The following is a 14,858-nucleotide window of genomic DNA, read 5'->3' on the forward strand; positions in this document are numbered from 1 at the left end:
ACAATTTCCTTTCCTGGTTAATTTAGAATTTGTTTGCCTGAATGGTCTATGGTGTAATTGTCTTTATAAATCAGGTCTGAAGCTTTTACAAAGGTAAACCCATCGGCCTGAAGCTTTTCAATCACCTGCGGCAAAGCCTCCGGCGTGTTTTTGGCGCCGTTGTGGAACAGCATAACAGACCCGGGCTTCACCCGATTGGTAACGCGGGCGGTGATGTCAGCCGCAGAAAGATTTTTCCAGTCTAAACTGTCAACGTCCCACTGAAGCACAAACATGCTTTGGTTTTGCGCCTCTTTAATCACTGCGTTGTTATACTCGCCATAAGGTCCGCGGAACAAAATGGGGCGCGTGCCGGTTAAATTTTCTATTTTGTCATTGCATTTTGAAATTTCTTCTTTTATTTTTGTGTCGGAAAGCTGGTCAATGTGGGGGTGCGTGTCTGAATGGTTCATAATTTCGTGCCCCGCGTCATGAAATTTTTTTACTGATTCGGGATATTTTTCCACCCAGCTGCCCACCATGAAAAACGTAGCCGGCACGTTATATTTTTTTAAAATGTTAATTAAAACATCAGTATCGGCGTCGTCCCACGCGGCGTCGAAGGTGAGGGCACATACCTTTTCGTTCCCTTTTTCCACGCTGTAAATGGGCAAAAGCTTATCCCCGCCGTCATTCCACACGTCTGCGCTTTGCAGAGTGCCGATGGTAAGAATGCACACGGCGCAAAAAATCAGCGCCAGGTAAGACACCGCTCTTTTTTTGTTCATAACAAAAACTTTCATTTCTTCACACACCTTTTTTGAAAAGTAAAATAAAAATGTGCCATCAAATGACAGCACATTTTATCATTCGTATAGTTCATTTCTATTCGGTGTGGAAATGAATTATGCTTAATATTCTATTTTTCTTCCTGCCCTTTTGTCAAGCTTTGCTTTTACTGCAATGGGAAGGCCAAACAGGTTGATAAAGCCGGCAGAGTCCGCCTGGTTATAATCTTCGTCCTCGCCGAAGGAGGCCGTCAGCTCATCATAAAGCGTGTAGGGGCTTGTAACGCCTGCGTTTATGATGTTGCCCTTGTAAAGCTTTAGCTTTACATCGCCGGTAACGGTTTTCTGGGTTTCGTCAACAAAGGCGCAAATAGCCTTGCAAAGAGGCGTGAACCACTGGCCGTTGTAAACAATGTCCGCCATCTTCTGGCTTACCATTGCCTTAAAGTGCGTGGTTTCCTTGTCTAAGCAAATGGTTTCCAGCACTTCATGGGCGTGGTAAAGAATGGTGCCGCCTGGTGTTTCATACACGCCGCGGCTCTTCATGCCCACAAGCCTGTTTTCCACCACGTCGAAAATGCCAATGCCGTTTTTTCCGCCCAGTTCGTTCAACTTTTTAATCATTGAAACGCCGTCTAAGGCTTCGCCGTTTAACTTCACCGGAATGCCCTGTTCAAACGAAATGGTAACATAGGTGGGTTCGTCCGGCGCCTTTTCGGGGGAAACGCCCATCTCTAAAATTTTATCAAACATGGGCTCGTTGGCGGGGTCTTCTAAATCCAGCCCCTCGTGGGAGAGGTGCCAAAGGTTTTTATCCTTGGAATAGTTGGTTTCCCGGGTGATTTTTAAGGGAATATTGTGCGCCTCGGCATAGTCAATTTCGTCATCACGGGATTTAATATCCCAAATACGCCAGGGGGCGATGATGTCTAAATCCGGGTCGAACGCTTTTATGCCCAGCTCAAAACGCACCTGGTCGTTGCCCTTGCCGGTGCAGCCGTGGCAAATGGCGTCTGCGCCCTCTTTGTGGGCGATTTCTACCAGCCTTTTTGCAATGATGGGGCGGGCAAAAGACGTTCCCAAAAGATATCCCTCATATTTTGCGCCGGCCTTTAACGTGGGCCAGATAAAATCTTCTACAAATTCTTTATTTAAATCCTCTATGTAAAGTTTGCTAGCGCCGGTTTTAATGGCCTTTTCCTGCAATCCGTCCAGCTCGGTGCCCTGTCCCACATCCGCTGCCACGGCAATTACTTCGCAGCCATAGTTTTCTTTCAGCCACGGAATAATAATTGAGGTGTCCAGTCCGCCGGAATATGCCAAAACCACTTTGTTGTATTGTTTCATTTTTTTATTCTTCCTTTCAAGTTAAAAATCATTTTCTATTTATTATTATACAGTTTAAATTCAAATTGTCAAGGCTTTTTCCTGAGAAAATTGTATTTTTATGCATAATAACATGAATAATATGCATTTAAATTAACTGCTTGTGCATTTTTATGCAAAGGATCATTCAGTTGCGTCTTTTTTCCTTTTGTGATAAAATAGTAATAATTTGGAACTTATTTTATTTCGTTTCGTCTAAATTAGAGTAATGAAAAAAATTTGGAGGTACATAAAAATGAAAAAGTTATTTGCTTTGTGTTTGGCAGCCGTTTTGCTGCTGTCGTTGAGCATCCCTTGTTTAGCGGCAGAAACCATGCTTGCCCGCGGGGAAATCCCGCCTTTAAGAGAGAACAGCGTAGAGGCGGCGGGCTTAAAAAGGCTGGGCATTTTAAAAGGGACGGACAACGGTTTGGAATTAGAGCGCAATGTAACCCGGGCGGAAGCGGTGATGTTGATTTGGCGAACCACAGGCACAGCGTTTAACGACATTGGCTATCTAAAGCCGTCTTTTTCCGACATTAGCGGCCACTGGGCGGAGGACGCAATTGAAAAGTTTTACCATGCTGGATTTGTAGACGGCACCAGTAAAACTACCTTTGAGCCGGACCGGTTTGTGACGGGTCAGGAGTTTGTGAAAATTCTGCTCACGGTGATGGGCTATGAGGGCGTAACGCTGGAAAACGCTTATGAAAAGGGCAAGGAAATAGACTTTTTGTTAAACAACTTTACAAAAAGCGTGGTTTTTAACAACGAAACGCTTTTGCGCGGCGACACGGCCCGGCTGTGCTTCAGTGCCCTTACAGCAAAATTGCCGGAGGGGAAAATGCTTTACAAAAAGCTCATTGAAAACGGGCTGTATGAAGAAAGTGATTTTGTAGGTGTGCTCCACGGCGGAAGCCCGGCGGCATATCAGGAAAATTTCGTGGATAAGCTAAACGCTCAAATGCCGAAGGACAAAAATTACATGTTTTCTCCCTTGTCAATTAAGATGGCTTTCGCTATGGCGGCAAACGGCGCAGGCGGAGAAACAAAATCGCAGATTTTAAACACCCTGGAAATTGATGACTTAAACGCTTATAACCAGAAATCAAAAGAACTGATTGCACACTACAATCAATCGGAGCTTTTAAAATTTAACGTGGCAAATTCTATTTGGATTAACAAAGACAGAATGTCCCTTGACTTTACCGAAACCTTTAAAAAAACGGTTCAGGAGTTTTATAACGCCGAGGCAAATTCGGTGACAAACGACACGGCGTTAGCGGCCATTAACGGTTGGGTGGACCAGCAGACCAACGGAAAAATTAAAGAGATTATTACAACGAACGAAATTGAAGCGCTTTTGTTAAATGCAATTTATTTTAAAGGCACCTGGGAAAATGAATTTCATGAAAACGCTACGAAAAAAGATACATTTACCGACCGGAACGGACAGCAGTCCCAACTTGATTTTATGAACCGGACGGGCTATATGAAATATTATAAAAACGGTGATGTGGAGATTGTTGAACTGCCGTATAAAAACAGCGCGGCGCATTTAGATGAAAACGGCGAATATACAGGGGTTGACCGGTATGATTTTGACGTTTCCATGTATGCCGTAAAGGGAACTTACCGAGATGGGATACTGAAAGACTTAGCGGAAAACGAAAAGCTGAAATCGGAATTCGTAGCTTTAAGCATTCCCAAATTCAAAATTGAGTATGAAACAGAATTAAACAACTGCATGCAAAATTTGGGCATTAAAGACGCTTTTATTTATAAAACCGCCGATTTTGATCCAATGATTGAAAATGGTATGGGTGAATATTTTATTAAGGATTCTCTTCACAAAACCTATATTGAAATAGATGAAAAGGGTACCGAGGCCGCGGCGGTAACCTCAATTGGAATGGCAGGATCTTCACTTCCGCCGCAGCCGATCGACGTCAAATTCAACGAACCTTTCACCTTTGTAATTCGTGATAACATCAGCGGTGAAGTTTTGTTTTTGGGCGAATTCTCCTTTGCAAAATAAAGCCTATTTGAGAAAAGCGGTGGTTTCATGGAATTATTCCATCTGTTAGACATTTCAAAAAGCATCTCTGTTATGGAGGTGGGGAGACAGGAGTGTCCGCCGGGGCACGCTTGGTCGCTTTATCTGTTAGACCGCACGGTAATTCACTACGTTGAAAGCGGCAAGGGCACCTATGTTTGCAGCGGCAAGACCTTTCACCTAAAAAAAGGCGACGCATTTTACATCCCCACCCACACCCGGGGGCGCTATCAGGCGGATGAAGCCGACCCGTGGCGCTACACTTGGATTTATTTCGGCGGCAATACCGGCGATAAATTTTATGAGGATTTGGGACTATCAAAAGCAGCGCCCATTTACACCAGCAGCAATCCCGAGCTGGTGAATGAATCCATTGGCCGTTTGGAGCAGCAGGCAGCGGCCGGCGGCACCTACGCCGTTATGAGCGGCCTATACAGCGTTCTGGACGCAATGACGGTACATAATAGCAATAAGGCGTTGGGTAAAAGGAAAAGCGGGGAGGAATATGTCGCTGCCTGCAAAAGCTACATTATGTCCAAAAGCTGTGAAAAAATAACTGTAAGCGATTTGTGCGGTCTGGTGAAATTTGACAGAACGTATCTTTACCGTTTGTTTCAAGAACACTTTAAAATGGGGCCGAAGGAATATATTTTAAAAACAAAACTGGATATGGCCAGCCAGCTGCTGACGGAAAGCCCGCTTTCTGTTTCCGAAGTGGCGGGATTGGTGGGATATGAAGACCCCTTTGCGTTTTCTAAACAGTTTAAACAGCATTTTGGGGTTTCGCCGAAAGAGTATGGCGCAAAACATAAAAATTTAAAATAAAGGAAGGTAACACATGAAACGGTTTGAGGGACTTGTGCTGTGCAGCGATGTAGACGGCACGCTGATTGACGAACATAACAGCGTTCCAAAAGAAAATTTAGAGGCAATTCAATATTTCAGGGCCCACGGAGGGAAATTTACCCTTGCCACAGGCCGAATTCCTGAGGCGGTTACGCCGGTTTTGCACGGAATTACGCTGGACTTCCCCTGCATCTGCCATAATGGGTGCAGCATCTACGATTTTTACACAAACCGTTATATCGACACGGTGGAGCTTCCGAAGGAGGCACATAAAGCCGCAGAGCAAGTTTTGGAGCTGTCGCCGGACAGCGGCGTTGAGGTTATAACGCCTGAGGGCATTTTTGTGGTGAAGCAAACCTTCGCCACCGACAGGCACATTGCCTTTGAAAAAATTACAGCCCGGAGGGCGGACAGCTTAGAGGCGGTTCCCGCTCCATGGCTGAAAATTTTGTTTGCTCAGGAGCCGGACCAAACAGACCGTTTGAACGAACAAATGCGCAGCTCGGCCTATCATGCAAACTATACCATCATTAAAACGCACCAGTATTATTACGAAATATATCATAAAAACGCCAGCAAGGGAAACGCGCTTGAAACACTGTGCGCACACTTTAACATCGACTTAAAAAATGTGGCGGCCATCGGCGACAATGAAAACGATCTCTCTATGCTTTTAAAAGCCGGCATTAGCGCCGCTGCCGGCAACGCGCCGGGCAGCGTTAAAACGAAGGCTGGAATTGTGACCTGCGCCAACAGCCAGGGTGCTGTGGCGGATTTCATTTCAAAATTATAAAAGAAGCCTGCCGTATTGGCAGGCTTCTTTGTTTATTCCACATATACCCTTTTTATCATTCCGTACCCCGTGCCGCCTTTGGGCGTGGTTTTGGGATAATCGGGATTTACTTTCATGTGAACCTCGCGGGTGAGCAGGTTCAAATCGGTTATAGCTGTCCCCGCAAAACGGATATTTTTTAAATAAATTTCGTCCACCGAGCAAACTGCATCGGGGTCGAACACCTCGCCCCAGTCGTCAGGATTGTCAGACCCGTTTTTCCACACGGCAGAAAGCGGCCCTACGTTCATCAGCCGCAAATCAAGCTGCTCGCACTGTTGAACGGTGTTTTGAACGGAAATATCTTCTAAAAACAACCGCCTGCAGTCGGCACAAACTTCAAACAACCCCTTAACAGGCAAGCCGTGAAATCCGGCAGACGTTGCCTTTGCAAAGGTAATGTTTTGAAACAACACGTTTTCAACTTTTCCCACAGAGCCGGACACGTCATTAGCCCCTGTTTCAGCATTGGCAATGTTGGGCTGGGCATAGAGCTTAAAGGTATAAATGCCGGAAAGGTTTTCAATTACGCAGTTTCGAATGTCGCAGTCTGCCGCAGTTCCGTCATCAAACAGCTTTTGCCCGGGCAGAAGGCGAAACTCGTTGCCGCTGCCTGCCACATCTTCCACCACCAAATGTTCAATGGTGCCGAAGGTTATGGCCGACGTGTTCCAGTCCCATGCATTTAAGGCCACCATGTCGTCGCCCATTTTTTCGCCGCGGATGCGGCGGATACAGCCAAACGCAGCCGGACCGTTTACATGCACGCCGTCTCTATGATTATCGTTAAAATCAATATTTTCAATCATAAAATTTTTGCAGTTGCTTATCTGAATTCCATAGCTCGAATCGGTAAACCCTGCCGGGCCGCACAATTCAGAGTCGCAAATTATCATGTTTTTCAGCGCAATTTGCTCTACGCCGCAAAGAATGATTGCACCAATGGCGCCTTGTACGGATCCTTCCCTGTCGGTGTAACACCGCTGGTTTGTTCGAATGTGCCAAATACCGCCTTCAATGCTAATGTTTTTGTCGCGGCCGTTTTGGTCTGCCGGGCCATTTGCGCCGTCTTTTATGTGCTCGTTCCGCACAAGGCACATGTTTGATGTAGGACCTTGCAAAAAGACCTGTCGGCTATCCGCTTTCAAATGATTATTAGAGGAGAGCACAATGGGTTCGTCTAAAATAATGGGCTTGCCCAAATAGGGGATGGACACGTTGCAGTATTTATTTAGCGCTTGCTGAATGGCGTTCGCCGTAACTTCGCCGGAAACCTCGTGCCAGCCGCCGGTGATGCAGGGTTGTTCAATGCGGTTTAAAATTTCATTTTTTAAGATTCGGTTCATTTTTTAGTCCCCCTATTTATGATAGCTTTCGTTGTGATTAATTTTAAAGGCGCGGAAAATTTGCTCCAGCAAAATGACCCGCATCAGTTGGTGAGGAAAGGTCATTTTCGAAAACGATAGCTTTAAATTGCTTTTTGCCTTAATGTCGTGCATAAGCCCCAGGCTTCCGCCAATGACAAAGGTGAAGGTGGAGGCACCGCCGATACAGGCGTGGTTAAACGTTTCAGCAAATTCTTCGCTTGAGAGCTGCTTTCCCTCCACACAGAGTGAGATGAGCATGTCGGTGTTTTTCATCGCCGCCAAAATCCGCCCGCCCTCTTTTTTTAGAACCGCTTCGCGCTCGCTTTCTGAGGGCCTGTCGCTCATGGGTTCGTCAGGCACTTCAATAATATTTAGTTTGCAAAAGCGGGAAAGCCGTTTTTCAAATTCGGCGCAGGCTTTTTTTAAAAAGTCCTCTTTTATTTTTCCCACCGCAATGATGTTAATGTTCATATTGTCGCCTCAATCCAAAATTTTGGAATTACGTTTAAGGATACGTCGCACCCAACGGTAATGCCATTTTCCGCCAAAACGCGGCTTACGCAGGAATATGCCAAATCGGGCAGGTTGTTTTTATCGGACAAATGCCCCAGCCAAAAAGCCCTGGTGCCGCACTTAGCCAAAGCGGCGCAGAGCTGGCCGCACATATCGTTGGAAAGGTGCCCGCCCTCGCCTAAAATCCGCTTTTTTAACGGGTAGGGATATGGCCCGCGCCGGAGCATATCCACATCGTGGTTCGACTCCACAATCACCGTGTCGCAGCCGGTGAGGTTTTGCATAATCTCGTCGGTGATAATGCCCGAGTCGGTAGCAATTCCAAATTTCGATTCTCCGTCTGTTACGGTGTAGCTCACCGCCCCGTCTGCATCGTGGGGGATAGAAAAGGCGTGAACGGTCAGCGTATTAACGGTTATATCGTCACCCGGGGTAATTTCCCGGAGGTTGTGCTCGCGCACCATGCCGATTTGCCGCGCACCCTTTGCAAACGTTTCGGCAGTGGCATATAGCGGCAGGCCAAATTTTCTGGACAATGTCCCAGCTGCGGCAATGTGGTCGATATGGGCGTGGGTAATGAAAATACCGGAAAGGTGCGTGCCGTCGGTTCCGAGCCGGGAAAGGCACTTTTCAATGTAGCCTTTGGTCGCGCCGCAGTCGATTAATATATTTGTATGGTCGTCGGTGATAAACGTTGAATTGCCCGACGAGCTGCTTAAAAAAGATTGAAATTTAACCATTTTGACTCCATTTCTTTAAAATTTAACTCAATTTCTATTATACAGCGTTCCTAACTTCCTTGCAAGACAAAATACGCAGTTTTCCGACTTTTTTGCCAAGCTGGGCCATTTAAACCTTGACAGAATAGTAAAATTGTACTAAAATATAAGTAAGGGATATTATTTTTTTTTGCCAGAGGCTTTTTTTAAAAAAAGCCAAATGGGGAGGGTTTTTAAAATGGAATATAATATAGGGGATAAAATTGTTTATCCTATGCATGGCGCCGGTGTAATCGAGGCGATTGAAGACAGGGAGATCATGGGCGCAAAGCAGACATACTATATTATGCGTATGCCAATTGGGGATATGAAAGTTATGATACCCACCTGCAACGCGGACGAAATCGGAATTCGCGACGTGATTGACAAGGACGAGGCGGACAAGGTGATTGCAAGCTTTCGCTCCTGTTCAACCGAGATGGACTCTAACTGGAATAAACGCTACCGCGAAAACGTGGCGCGGATTAAAAGCGGCAACATTTATGAGGTTGTCCGCGTTGTGAAAAATTTGATGTTTCGGGAAAAAAGCCGCGGGCTTTCCACTGGGGAACGGAAAATGTTAAACGGCGCAAAACAGATTTTGGTCAGCGAGCTGGTGGTGGCGAAAGCCATTAAACAGAGCGAAGTTGAAAACATTATGAACGAAATTGTAAACGCAGAACTTACATAAAAACAGAATTTGGAGGGGCTGTATGGCGAACAAATTGCAGGTTAAAATTTGCGGACAGGAATACACCTTGGTTTCAGACGACAGCCGGGAATATATGCTGGAAATGGCGGACTATGTTGACCGGAAAATGGTTGCGGTGAAAAACCAGAACAACCGCCTGAGCACTTCTATGGCGGCTATTTTGGTCGCCCTAAACGTGGCGGACGACATGAAGCATGCCGAGGCCAAAGCCAAAGAAGCCTTAAACAGCCAGGCGGCGGAAATTGCCCTTTTAAAAAAGAAGCTGGACGAGTCTGCAAAGAAACTCGCAGAGCTGCAAACAAATTTGTCCGGCACGGCGGGTGCCCCGCGGCAGCAGCCAAGACAAGGCTCCAAAAAATAACAATTGGATATTTGACGCATCTGAAACGCGCGGCTTTCCCTTATAATAAATTTGTGCGCGTTTCGGGTGTCTTTTTTTTATTTGTCAGCCTTGTGTGACTACGACTTTTTTTCTGTGTGCAGACGGACACAATGTGCCTCCTCCATAATGGAGACCGCTAAGGAGAACCCATAGCGGAAGGCTTCTTGCTTTTCAAAGCGTGCCATGTGCAGGCAGACCACCATCATATCCCAATAAAAATCTACAAATTCTTTGCCCAAAGTTTCTGCCCATTGATTGAGCATTTCATCTACCAGCTTGTCCTTTTTCCAATATTCTATGTCGTGCGGTTCAATGTTGTGGGCTGGGTCTAAGTCTCCGTTGAACAGTTGTTCTAAAATATTCAATAAAAATCACCCTTTGTTGACAAGGTTTTCCCCAAATGGTATAATGAAGTCACCACAACCAATTTTATCATTCGGGGACGTTTAACCCTTTTTACAATTATATTATATTCGCCTTTGTACGAAAAGTCAAGTAAAATTTCGCCGTTCGGCGAAATTTGGCAATTTAACCAAAAAAGGAGTTGAATAATTGTGTATGATGCACAAATATGTCTTAAAAGAATTCAAGTTATGCGGAACAAAAAGGGATTTCGTTTTAATGATGCTATGTTGAAAGATGCAAATATGAGCCCAACTGCAATTGATAATATTCGACGCGGGAAAACACCATCAATTGAAAAACTGATGTGTCTTGCTAAATATTTTAATTGCTCAATAGATTATTTAGTTGGGCTGACAGATAATCCTGAGGTTAACCGTTAATATAAAGGAGATAAGAAGTATCAAAATGTATAGTGCACAAGTTTGTCTGGAAAGAATTCGTATTATGCAGAAAAAGAAAGGATTTCGCTATGTTAGCACAATGCTGAGAGATGCAGATATTCCCGTTTCGACAATTGATAATATTAAGCAGGGGAAAAGACCGTCAATTGACAGAATAATGGAACTCGCTGATTATTTTGATTGCTCCATTGATTACCTGGTAGGGCGGACGGACAATCCTGATATGAACCGTAAATAAAAAAGCAGGGCACAAGCCCTGCTTTTTTTTATTTCAACTATACTAAATCAGAAAACAAATCGTCCATAGAATAGAATCCAACGGATTTTTTGCTTAAGAATTTTGCCGCGCGCACCGCGCCCTGTGCAAACACATCTCTCGACTGGGCGCTGTGGGAGAGGCTAATCACCTCGTCAGGCCCGGCAAACAACACTTCATGCTCGCCGACAATTGTGCCGCCGCGCACCGCGTGCAGGCCAATTTCCTGCTTTTCCCGCGGCTTTCTTACGCTGTGCCGCTCATAAACATATTCCGGCTTGTTCGAAAGGCTTTCCGCAATTCCGTCGGCAATGGCAAGCGCCGTGCCACTGGGCGCGTCAATCTTTTTGTTGTGGTGCTTTTCAATAATTTCAATGTCAAAGCTGCCTTCTAAAATTTTCGCGGCCTGCTTCGCCAGCCGAATTAACAAATTAATTCCTAACGACATGTTGGCCGAGAAAAACACCGGAATAATTTTTGAAGCATCAGAAAGTTCCTTTTTCTGGTCTTCGGTCAGCCCTGTGGTTGCCACAACAATGGGCAGGTCGTTTCTTTTGGCAAAGCTTAACAGCTTGTTTAAGTTCGCCGGGTGCGAAAAATCAATAATCACATCAGCGTCAACCGACACCGAAGAATAGTCGCTGTAAACAGGATAGCCGCAGTCGCCGCCGGCAATGTCGAAGCCGCAGACAATCTCCGCGTCCTCTGTTTCCGCCACAATGGCGGATATGGCCTTTCCCATACGGCCCAAACAGCCGCTTAAAATAATTTTCGTCATTCGCCGCGCCTCCTAAATTAAGCCGCGGTCTGCCATAGCAGATTTCAGCTTTGCAAGGTTTGCGTCGTCCATTTCGCACAGCGGCAGGCGCAGCGGGCCGGCGTTAAAGCCCATCAGGTTCATTGCGGTTTTTACCGGAATGGGGTTCACTTCGCAGAATAGCGCGTGAATTAAGTCTAAATATTCCATTTGCAGCGCTAAGCTGCCTTTCGTGTCGCCGTCAAAAAATTTCTGGCACAGGTCGTGGGTTTCTTTCGGCGCAATGTTCGACAAAACGGAAATAACGCCCTTGCCGCCTAAAGAAAGCAGGGGAACAACCATGTCGTCGTTGCCGGAATAAACGTCTAACTCGGGGCAGGTGTGCACCAAATCGGTTAAATATTCAATTGAGCCGCTGGCTTCTTTTACACCAACAATCCGTTCGTCTTTTGCAAGCTCTTTTAATGTGTCCAACTTGAACTGCATGCCTGTCCTGCCGGGGATATTATACAAAATAATCGGCAGGTTCACTTTTTCCATCACCTTGTCAAAGTGCATCATCAGGCCTTTTTGTGTGCATTTGTTGTAGTAGGGCGTTACAATTAAAAGCCCGTCGGCACCTAAATTTTGAGCCTCCTGGCTCAGCTCCACGCAATGTGCCGTGTCGTTGCTGCCCGTTCCTGCAATAATTGGAATTCTGCCGGCTGTTTTTTTCACGGCAAATTCAATCACGCTCAGGTGCTCTTTGTCCGGCATGGTGGCCGCTTCGCCTGTGGTGCCGCAAATAATGAGCGCGTCAACGCTGTTTTCAATTTGAAATTCTATAATATTGCCCAGTGCTTCAAAGTTCACGCCGTTTTCCGTAAACGGGGTAATCAGCGCGGTGCCGGCACCGGTAAATAGTGTTTTTTTGCTCATATGAACCCTCCTCAACTCATGAAAGCTCGCCGTTTGCTTCCATTTCAATAAATTTCTGGGCGATTTGAACCGCATTGGTTGCCGCGCCCTTTCTGATATTGTCGGCAACAACCCAAAGGTTTACGCCGTTATCAATGCTTTCGTCCCGGCGAATTCTGCCCACATAGGTTTCGTTTGTGCCTGCTGCCGTGCATGCCATAGGATAAATGCAGTTGTCAATATCGTCCTGCACCACTAAACCCGGAGCGGCCTCTAAGCACGCTCTTAACTCTTCTAAATCAAAGGGCTTTTTCAGTTCTACGTTAATGGCTTCGCTGTGACAGTCGAACACAGGAACGCGGACGGTGGTAGCCGTAATTTTCATCTCGTCATCGCCCAAAATTTTTCTGGTTTCGTTCACCATTTTCATTTCCTCTTTGGTATAGCCGTTGGGCAGGAACACGTCAATCTGCGGCAGGCAGTTTGAGAAAATGGGGTGGTTAAACTTTTGCGGAGGCTCGCCGTTAATGCCGTTTTTTAAATCGTTATAGCCGCCGAGACCAGCGCCGGAAACGGCCTGATAGGTAGAATATACAATCCGCTTAATGCCATATTTCAACTGAAGCGGACGCAGCGCCACCATTGCCTGAATGGTGGAGCAGTTGGGGTTTGCAATGATTCCCTTATGTTTTTTAATATCTTCAGGATTTACCTCAGGCACAACCAGGGGCACCTCAGGGTCCATGCGCCACGCGCTGGAGTTATCTATCACCAAACATCCTTTTGAAGCCGCAATGGGCGCAAATTTTTCGCTGGTGGCGCCGCCTGCGGAAAACAGTGCAATGTCCATTCCATCAAAGGAATTTTCGTTCAATTCTTTCACTTCATATTCTTTGCCCATGAGGGTAAGCTTTTTGCCTGCGCTGCGTTTCGAAGCGTACAGCGTATAGCTTTCGGCGGGGAGCTTCACTTCTTCCAAAACCTTCAAAAACGTTCTTCCAACCATGCCCGTTGCGCCGACAACGGCAATGTTATACTTTTTCATTATATTAAAAACCTCCTGTAAAAAATTCGTGCTTTACTATAAAAAAACCAAACTTCAAAATAGAAGTCTGGCGTTATCAACATTAAATCAATTTTAATGCAGATAGCACTCCACCGCGTAATCACACGGTGACAGTTGCATGGCTGTTCGCCATACACCCAAAAACGGCCCTGCGAACAAACCGCTTTTTCGGCACTTTTTCCTTTCGACCCGAATTCACAGAAAAATTCGCGTTCTCCCTCGGGCTACTGATAAAAAGTGCACCTCTATCAACATACTCATAGTATCATTAATTTCAGCCGTTGTCAACAGCATTTTAAATAAATTATGAAATTTTTTCAAAAACACCTTGATTAAAGCACAAATAGCATGTATAATTATATAGAAATATCAAAAACATATTGGTAAATATTGAAAGGAGAATTATTTCATGGAGAACGCTGGTATGGGTGGATGGATGGGAACCATCCTTTGGCTCGTTATCATGATTGGTCTTTTTTATTTTATGCTGATTAGACCGCAGAAGAAAAAGGAAAAGGAAACAAAGGCAATGCTGGAGGCCGTTAAGGTGGGCGACAGTGTTACTACAATCGGCGGTATTGTCGGCAAAATTTTAAAAATTAAGGATGATAAGGTTTGCATCGAAATCGGTGACAGAACGCACAAGCACCCAATGACGATTAAGCGTGAAGCAATCGCAACGGTTGTGCCCTGCACAAAAAGTCCTAAAAAACAAAAGATAGAAGAAATTCCGGAAGACATTGACGATGCAGATGATACGGAAACAGAAACCAATTCGGAAGAATAATTTTTTTTCATAATTTTTCTTTCGGAATTGATTTTTTGAAGGAAAGAAAAGTTGCACGATAAATAATCGATTTGCTTTCTTTGGAAATTTATCGTATAAATCGCCCGCCTGCCGAATATGCTTTAACAAGATAAATCGGCAGGAGGTTTGTTTATGTATAGTGAAAACATTAAAACAATGGATACCGCAGGTGGGCTTCGGGCCGCTGCGGGCGGATTTGCGCGGGGTATTATCACAGCGGCGGTGTTCACACTCGTTGTGTTTGCACTGTTTGCATGTATTTTGGCATACACCGCGGTTTCAGAGAGCGCAATTCCCATTATTTCGACGGCAGTTCAAGCGGCAGGCGCGCTGATTGCGGGCTTTTGCACGGCGAAAAGGTCAGGCAGCCGCGGCTTTTTGTCAGGTTTAGTGGCAGGGCTTGGATATATATTAATTATCTGGTTCATTGCATCGCTGGCCGGGGACGGGTTTTATGTGGGAAAACACTTTTTGTCCATGCTGGGGTTTTCTGCCTTAGGCGGCGCTATTGGCGGCGTTATGGGCGTGAACTTAAAAAGCGGCAGGAGCAACAAGCGCAAACGGTAATGTTTTTTATACGAATGATACAATGTGAAATTTGTATTGGGCGGAGCTGTGCGTAACTTACGGCTCCGCCCCTGTTTTTATCCATATCGGGAAGGAAGTAACA

Annotated in this window: 18 protein-coding genes and 1 riboswitch; of the genes, 9 read left to right on the forward strand and 9 right to left on the reverse strand. The window is 45.5% G+C overall.

Annotated elements, in window-relative coordinates:
- Positions 1-17: 17 nt before the first annotated feature.
- On the reverse strand, positions 18-767 hold the full coding sequence (locus WIG73_RS09335) for a polysaccharide deacetylase family protein (protein ID WP_337400287.1): 750 nt from the start codon (positions 765-767) through the stop codon (positions 18-20).
- Between the two features lie 123 nt (positions 768-890).
- Positions 891-2,114 (reverse strand): argininosuccinate synthase, encoded by a 1,224-nt coding sequence (locus WIG73_RS09340; RefSeq protein ID WP_177677360.1) that lies wholly within the window; start codon positions 2,112-2,114, stop codon positions 891-893.
- 274 nt (positions 2,115-2,388) lie between these two features.
- Here WIG73_RS09340 and WIG73_RS09345 point away from each other — a divergent pair, with 274 nt between their 5' ends.
- The 3 genes from WIG73_RS09345 to WIG73_RS09355 are packed head-to-tail and all read left to right on the forward strand — an operon-like array spanning position 2,389 to position 5,827.
- Positions 2,389-4,170 (forward strand): serpin family protein, encoded by a 1,782-nt coding sequence (locus WIG73_RS09345; RefSeq protein ID WP_337400288.1) that lies wholly within the window; start codon positions 2,389-2,391, stop codon positions 4,168-4,170.
- A 27-nt stretch (positions 4,171-4,197) separates the two neighbouring features.
- Complete coding sequence (locus WIG73_RS09350; RefSeq protein ID WP_337400289.1) at positions 4,198-5,013, forward strand: AraC family transcriptional regulator; 816 nt, start codon at positions 4,198-4,200, stop codon at positions 5,011-5,013.
- Positions 5,014-5,026: 13 nt separating this feature from the next.
- Positions 5,027-5,827 carry a Cof-type HAD-IIB family hydrolase gene (locus tag WIG73_RS09355; protein ID WP_337400291.1) on the forward strand — a complete coding sequence of 267 codons (801 nt, stop codon included), beginning with the start codon at positions 5,027-5,029 and terminating at the stop codon, positions 5,825-5,827.
- A gap of 32 nt (positions 5,828-5,859) precedes the next feature.
- On the opposite strand, the gene WIG73_RS09360 is transcribed toward WIG73_RS09355, so the two are convergent.
- Genes WIG73_RS09360 through WIG73_RS09370 form a run of 3 tightly spaced genes read right to left on the reverse strand, consistent with a single transcriptional unit; the run spans position 5,860 to position 8,486 of the window.
- Positions 5,860-7,212 (reverse strand): hypothetical protein, encoded by a 1,353-nt coding sequence (locus tag WIG73_RS09360; RefSeq protein WP_337400293.1) that lies wholly within the window; start codon positions 7,210-7,212, stop codon positions 5,860-5,862.
- A gap of 12 nt (positions 7,213-7,224) precedes the next feature.
- A complete protein-coding gene (rlmH, locus tag WIG73_RS09365; RefSeq protein WP_249312788.1) occupies positions 7,225-7,704 on the reverse strand; it encodes a 23S rRNA (pseudouridine(1915)-N(3))-methyltransferase RlmH in 480 nt (159 codons plus the stop codon).
- On the reverse strand, positions 7,701-8,486 hold the full coding sequence (locus WIG73_RS09370) for an MBL fold metallo-hydrolase (protein ID WP_249312789.1): 786 nt from the start codon (positions 8,484-8,486) through the stop codon (positions 7,701-7,703). The genes rlmH and WIG73_RS09370 overlap by 4 nt, the downstream gene beginning before the upstream one ends.
- A gap of 217 nt (positions 8,487-8,703) precedes the next feature.
- On the opposite strand from WIG73_RS09370, the gene WIG73_RS09375 reads away from it, so the two are divergent.
- On the forward strand, positions 8,704-9,195 hold the full coding sequence (locus tag WIG73_RS09375) for a CarD family transcriptional regulator (RefSeq protein WP_177680170.1): 492 nt from the start codon (positions 8,704-8,706) through the stop codon (positions 9,193-9,195).
- Positions 9,196-9,217: 22 nt separating this feature from the next.
- The gene (locus WIG73_RS09380) at positions 9,218-9,577 is read left to right on the forward strand and encodes a cell division protein ZapA (RefSeq protein WP_177680169.1); all 360 of its coding nucleotides are present in this window, start codon (positions 9,218-9,220) and stop codon (positions 9,575-9,577) included.
- A gap of 98 nt (positions 9,578-9,675) precedes the next feature.
- Here WIG73_RS09380 and WIG73_RS09385 read toward each other — a convergent pair whose 3' ends face one another.
- Positions 9,676-9,963 carry a DUF6809 family protein gene (locus WIG73_RS09385; RefSeq protein ID WP_249312790.1) on the reverse strand — a complete coding sequence of 96 codons (288 nt, stop codon included), beginning with the start codon at positions 9,961-9,963 and terminating at the stop codon, positions 9,676-9,678.
- A gap of 189 nt (positions 9,964-10,152) precedes the next feature.
- Between WIG73_RS09385 and WIG73_RS09390 the strand changes: the two genes are divergently transcribed.
- Complete coding sequence (locus WIG73_RS09390; protein ID WP_249312791.1) at positions 10,153-10,383, forward strand: helix-turn-helix transcriptional regulator; 231 nt, start codon at positions 10,153-10,155, stop codon at positions 10,381-10,383.
- 64 nt (positions 10,384-10,447) lie between these two features.
- Positions 10,448-10,642, forward strand: a complete 195-nt coding sequence (locus WIG73_RS09395; protein ID WP_249312792.1) for a helix-turn-helix transcriptional regulator — start codon at positions 10,448-10,450, stop codon at positions 10,640-10,642.
- Positions 10,643-10,679: 37 nt separating this feature from the next.
- On the opposite strand, the gene dapB is transcribed toward WIG73_RS09395, so the two are convergent.
- From dapB to WIG73_RS09410, 3 genes are read right to left on the reverse strand one after another with little or no spacing between them, the layout of a single operon-like run.
- Positions 10,680-11,438, reverse strand: a complete 759-nt coding sequence (gene dapB, locus WIG73_RS09400) for a 4-hydroxy-tetrahydrodipicolinate reductase (RefSeq protein WP_337400295.1) — start codon at positions 11,436-11,438, stop codon at positions 10,680-10,682.
- Between the two features lie 12 nt (positions 11,439-11,450).
- A complete protein-coding gene (dapA, locus tag WIG73_RS09405; protein ID WP_337400296.1) occupies positions 11,451-12,335 on the reverse strand; it encodes a 4-hydroxy-tetrahydrodipicolinate synthase in 885 nt (294 codons plus the stop codon).
- Positions 12,336-12,351: 16 nt separating this feature from the next.
- Entirely contained in the window at positions 12,352-13,359 is a 1,008-nt protein-coding gene (locus WIG73_RS09410; protein ID WP_337400297.1) for an aspartate-semialdehyde dehydrogenase, read from the reverse strand.
- A 95-nt stretch (positions 13,360-13,454) separates the two neighbouring features.
- Positions 13,455-13,636: riboswitch (Lysine riboswitch) on the reverse strand.
- Positions 13,637-13,789: 153 nt separating this feature from the next.
- Between WIG73_RS09410 and yajC the strand changes: the two genes are divergently transcribed.
- Positions 13,790-14,167, forward strand: coding sequence for a preprotein translocase subunit YajC (gene yajC, locus WIG73_RS09415; protein ID WP_249312796.1), 378 nt, complete (start codon positions 13,790-13,792; stop codon positions 14,165-14,167).
- A 153-nt stretch (positions 14,168-14,320) separates the two neighbouring features.
- A complete protein-coding gene (locus WIG73_RS09420) occupies positions 14,321-14,755 on the forward strand; it encodes a TIGR04086 family membrane protein (protein WP_337400298.1) in 435 nt (144 codons plus the stop codon).
- Positions 14,756-14,858: the final 103 nt, after the last annotated feature.

The organism is Congzhengia sp. (genome assembly GCF_037235575.1).
Classification (GTDB): domain Bacteria; phylum Bacillota; class Clostridia; order UBA1381; family UBA9506; genus Congzhengia; species Congzhengia minquanensis.

What these genes read in the sequence shown, in the direction of transcription:
- WIG73_RS09335 (WP_337400287.1), bottom strand. Translation starts at nt 767, where the DNA reads ATGAACAAAAAAAGAGCGGTGTCTTACCTGGCGCTGATTTTTTGCGCC.
- WIG73_RS09340 (WP_177677360.1), bottom strand. Translation starts at nt 2,114, where the DNA reads ATGAAACAATACAACAAAGTGGTTTTGGCATATTCCGGCGGACTGGAC.
- WIG73_RS09345 (WP_337400288.1), top strand. Translation starts at nt 2,389, where the DNA reads ATGAAAAAGTTATTTGCTTTGTGTTTGGCAGCCGTTTTGCTGCTGTCG.
- WIG73_RS09350 (WP_337400289.1), top strand. Translation starts at nt 4,198, where the DNA reads ATGGAATTATTCCATCTGTTAGACATTTCAAAAAGCATCTCTGTTATG.
- WIG73_RS09355 (WP_337400291.1), top strand. Translation starts at nt 5,027, where the DNA reads ATGAAACGGTTTGAGGGACTTGTGCTGTGCAGCGATGTAGACGGCACG.
- WIG73_RS09360 (WP_337400293.1), bottom strand. Translation starts at nt 7,212, where the DNA reads ATGAACCGAATCTTAAAAAATGAAATTTTAAACCGCATTGAACAACCC.
- rlmH (WP_249312788.1), bottom strand. Translation starts at nt 7,704, where the DNA reads ATGAACATTAACATCATTGCGGTGGGAAAAATAAAAGAGGACTTTTTA.
- WIG73_RS09370 (WP_249312789.1), bottom strand. Translation starts at nt 8,486, where the DNA reads ATGGTTAAATTTCAATCTTTTTTAAGCAGCTCGTCGGGCAATTCAACG.
- WIG73_RS09375 (WP_177680170.1), top strand. Translation starts at nt 8,704, where the DNA reads ATGGAATATAATATAGGGGATAAAATTGTTTATCCTATGCATGGCGCC.
- WIG73_RS09380 (WP_177680169.1), top strand. Translation starts at nt 9,218, where the DNA reads ATGGCGAACAAATTGCAGGTTAAAATTTGCGGACAGGAATACACCTTG.
- WIG73_RS09395 (WP_249312792.1), top strand. Translation starts at nt 10,448, where the DNA reads ATGCAGAAAAAGAAAGGATTTCGCTATGTTAGCACAATGCTGAGAGAT.
- dapB (WP_337400295.1), bottom strand. Translation starts at nt 11,438, where the DNA reads ATGACGAAAATTATTTTAAGCGGCTGTTTGGGCCGTATGGGAAAGGCC.
- dapA (WP_337400296.1), bottom strand. Translation starts at nt 12,335, where the DNA reads ATGAGCAAAAAAACACTATTTACCGGTGCCGGCACCGCGCTGATTACC.
- WIG73_RS09410 (WP_337400297.1), bottom strand. Translation starts at nt 13,359, where the DNA reads ATGAAAAAGTATAACATTGCCGTTGTCGGCGCAACGGGCATGGTTGGA.
- yajC (WP_249312796.1), top strand. Translation starts at nt 13,790, where the DNA reads ATGGAGAACGCTGGTATGGGTGGATGGATGGGAACCATCCTTTGGCTC.
- WIG73_RS09420 (WP_337400298.1), top strand. Translation starts at nt 14,321, where the DNA reads ATGTATAGTGAAAACATTAAAACAATGGATACCGCAGGTGGGCTTCGG.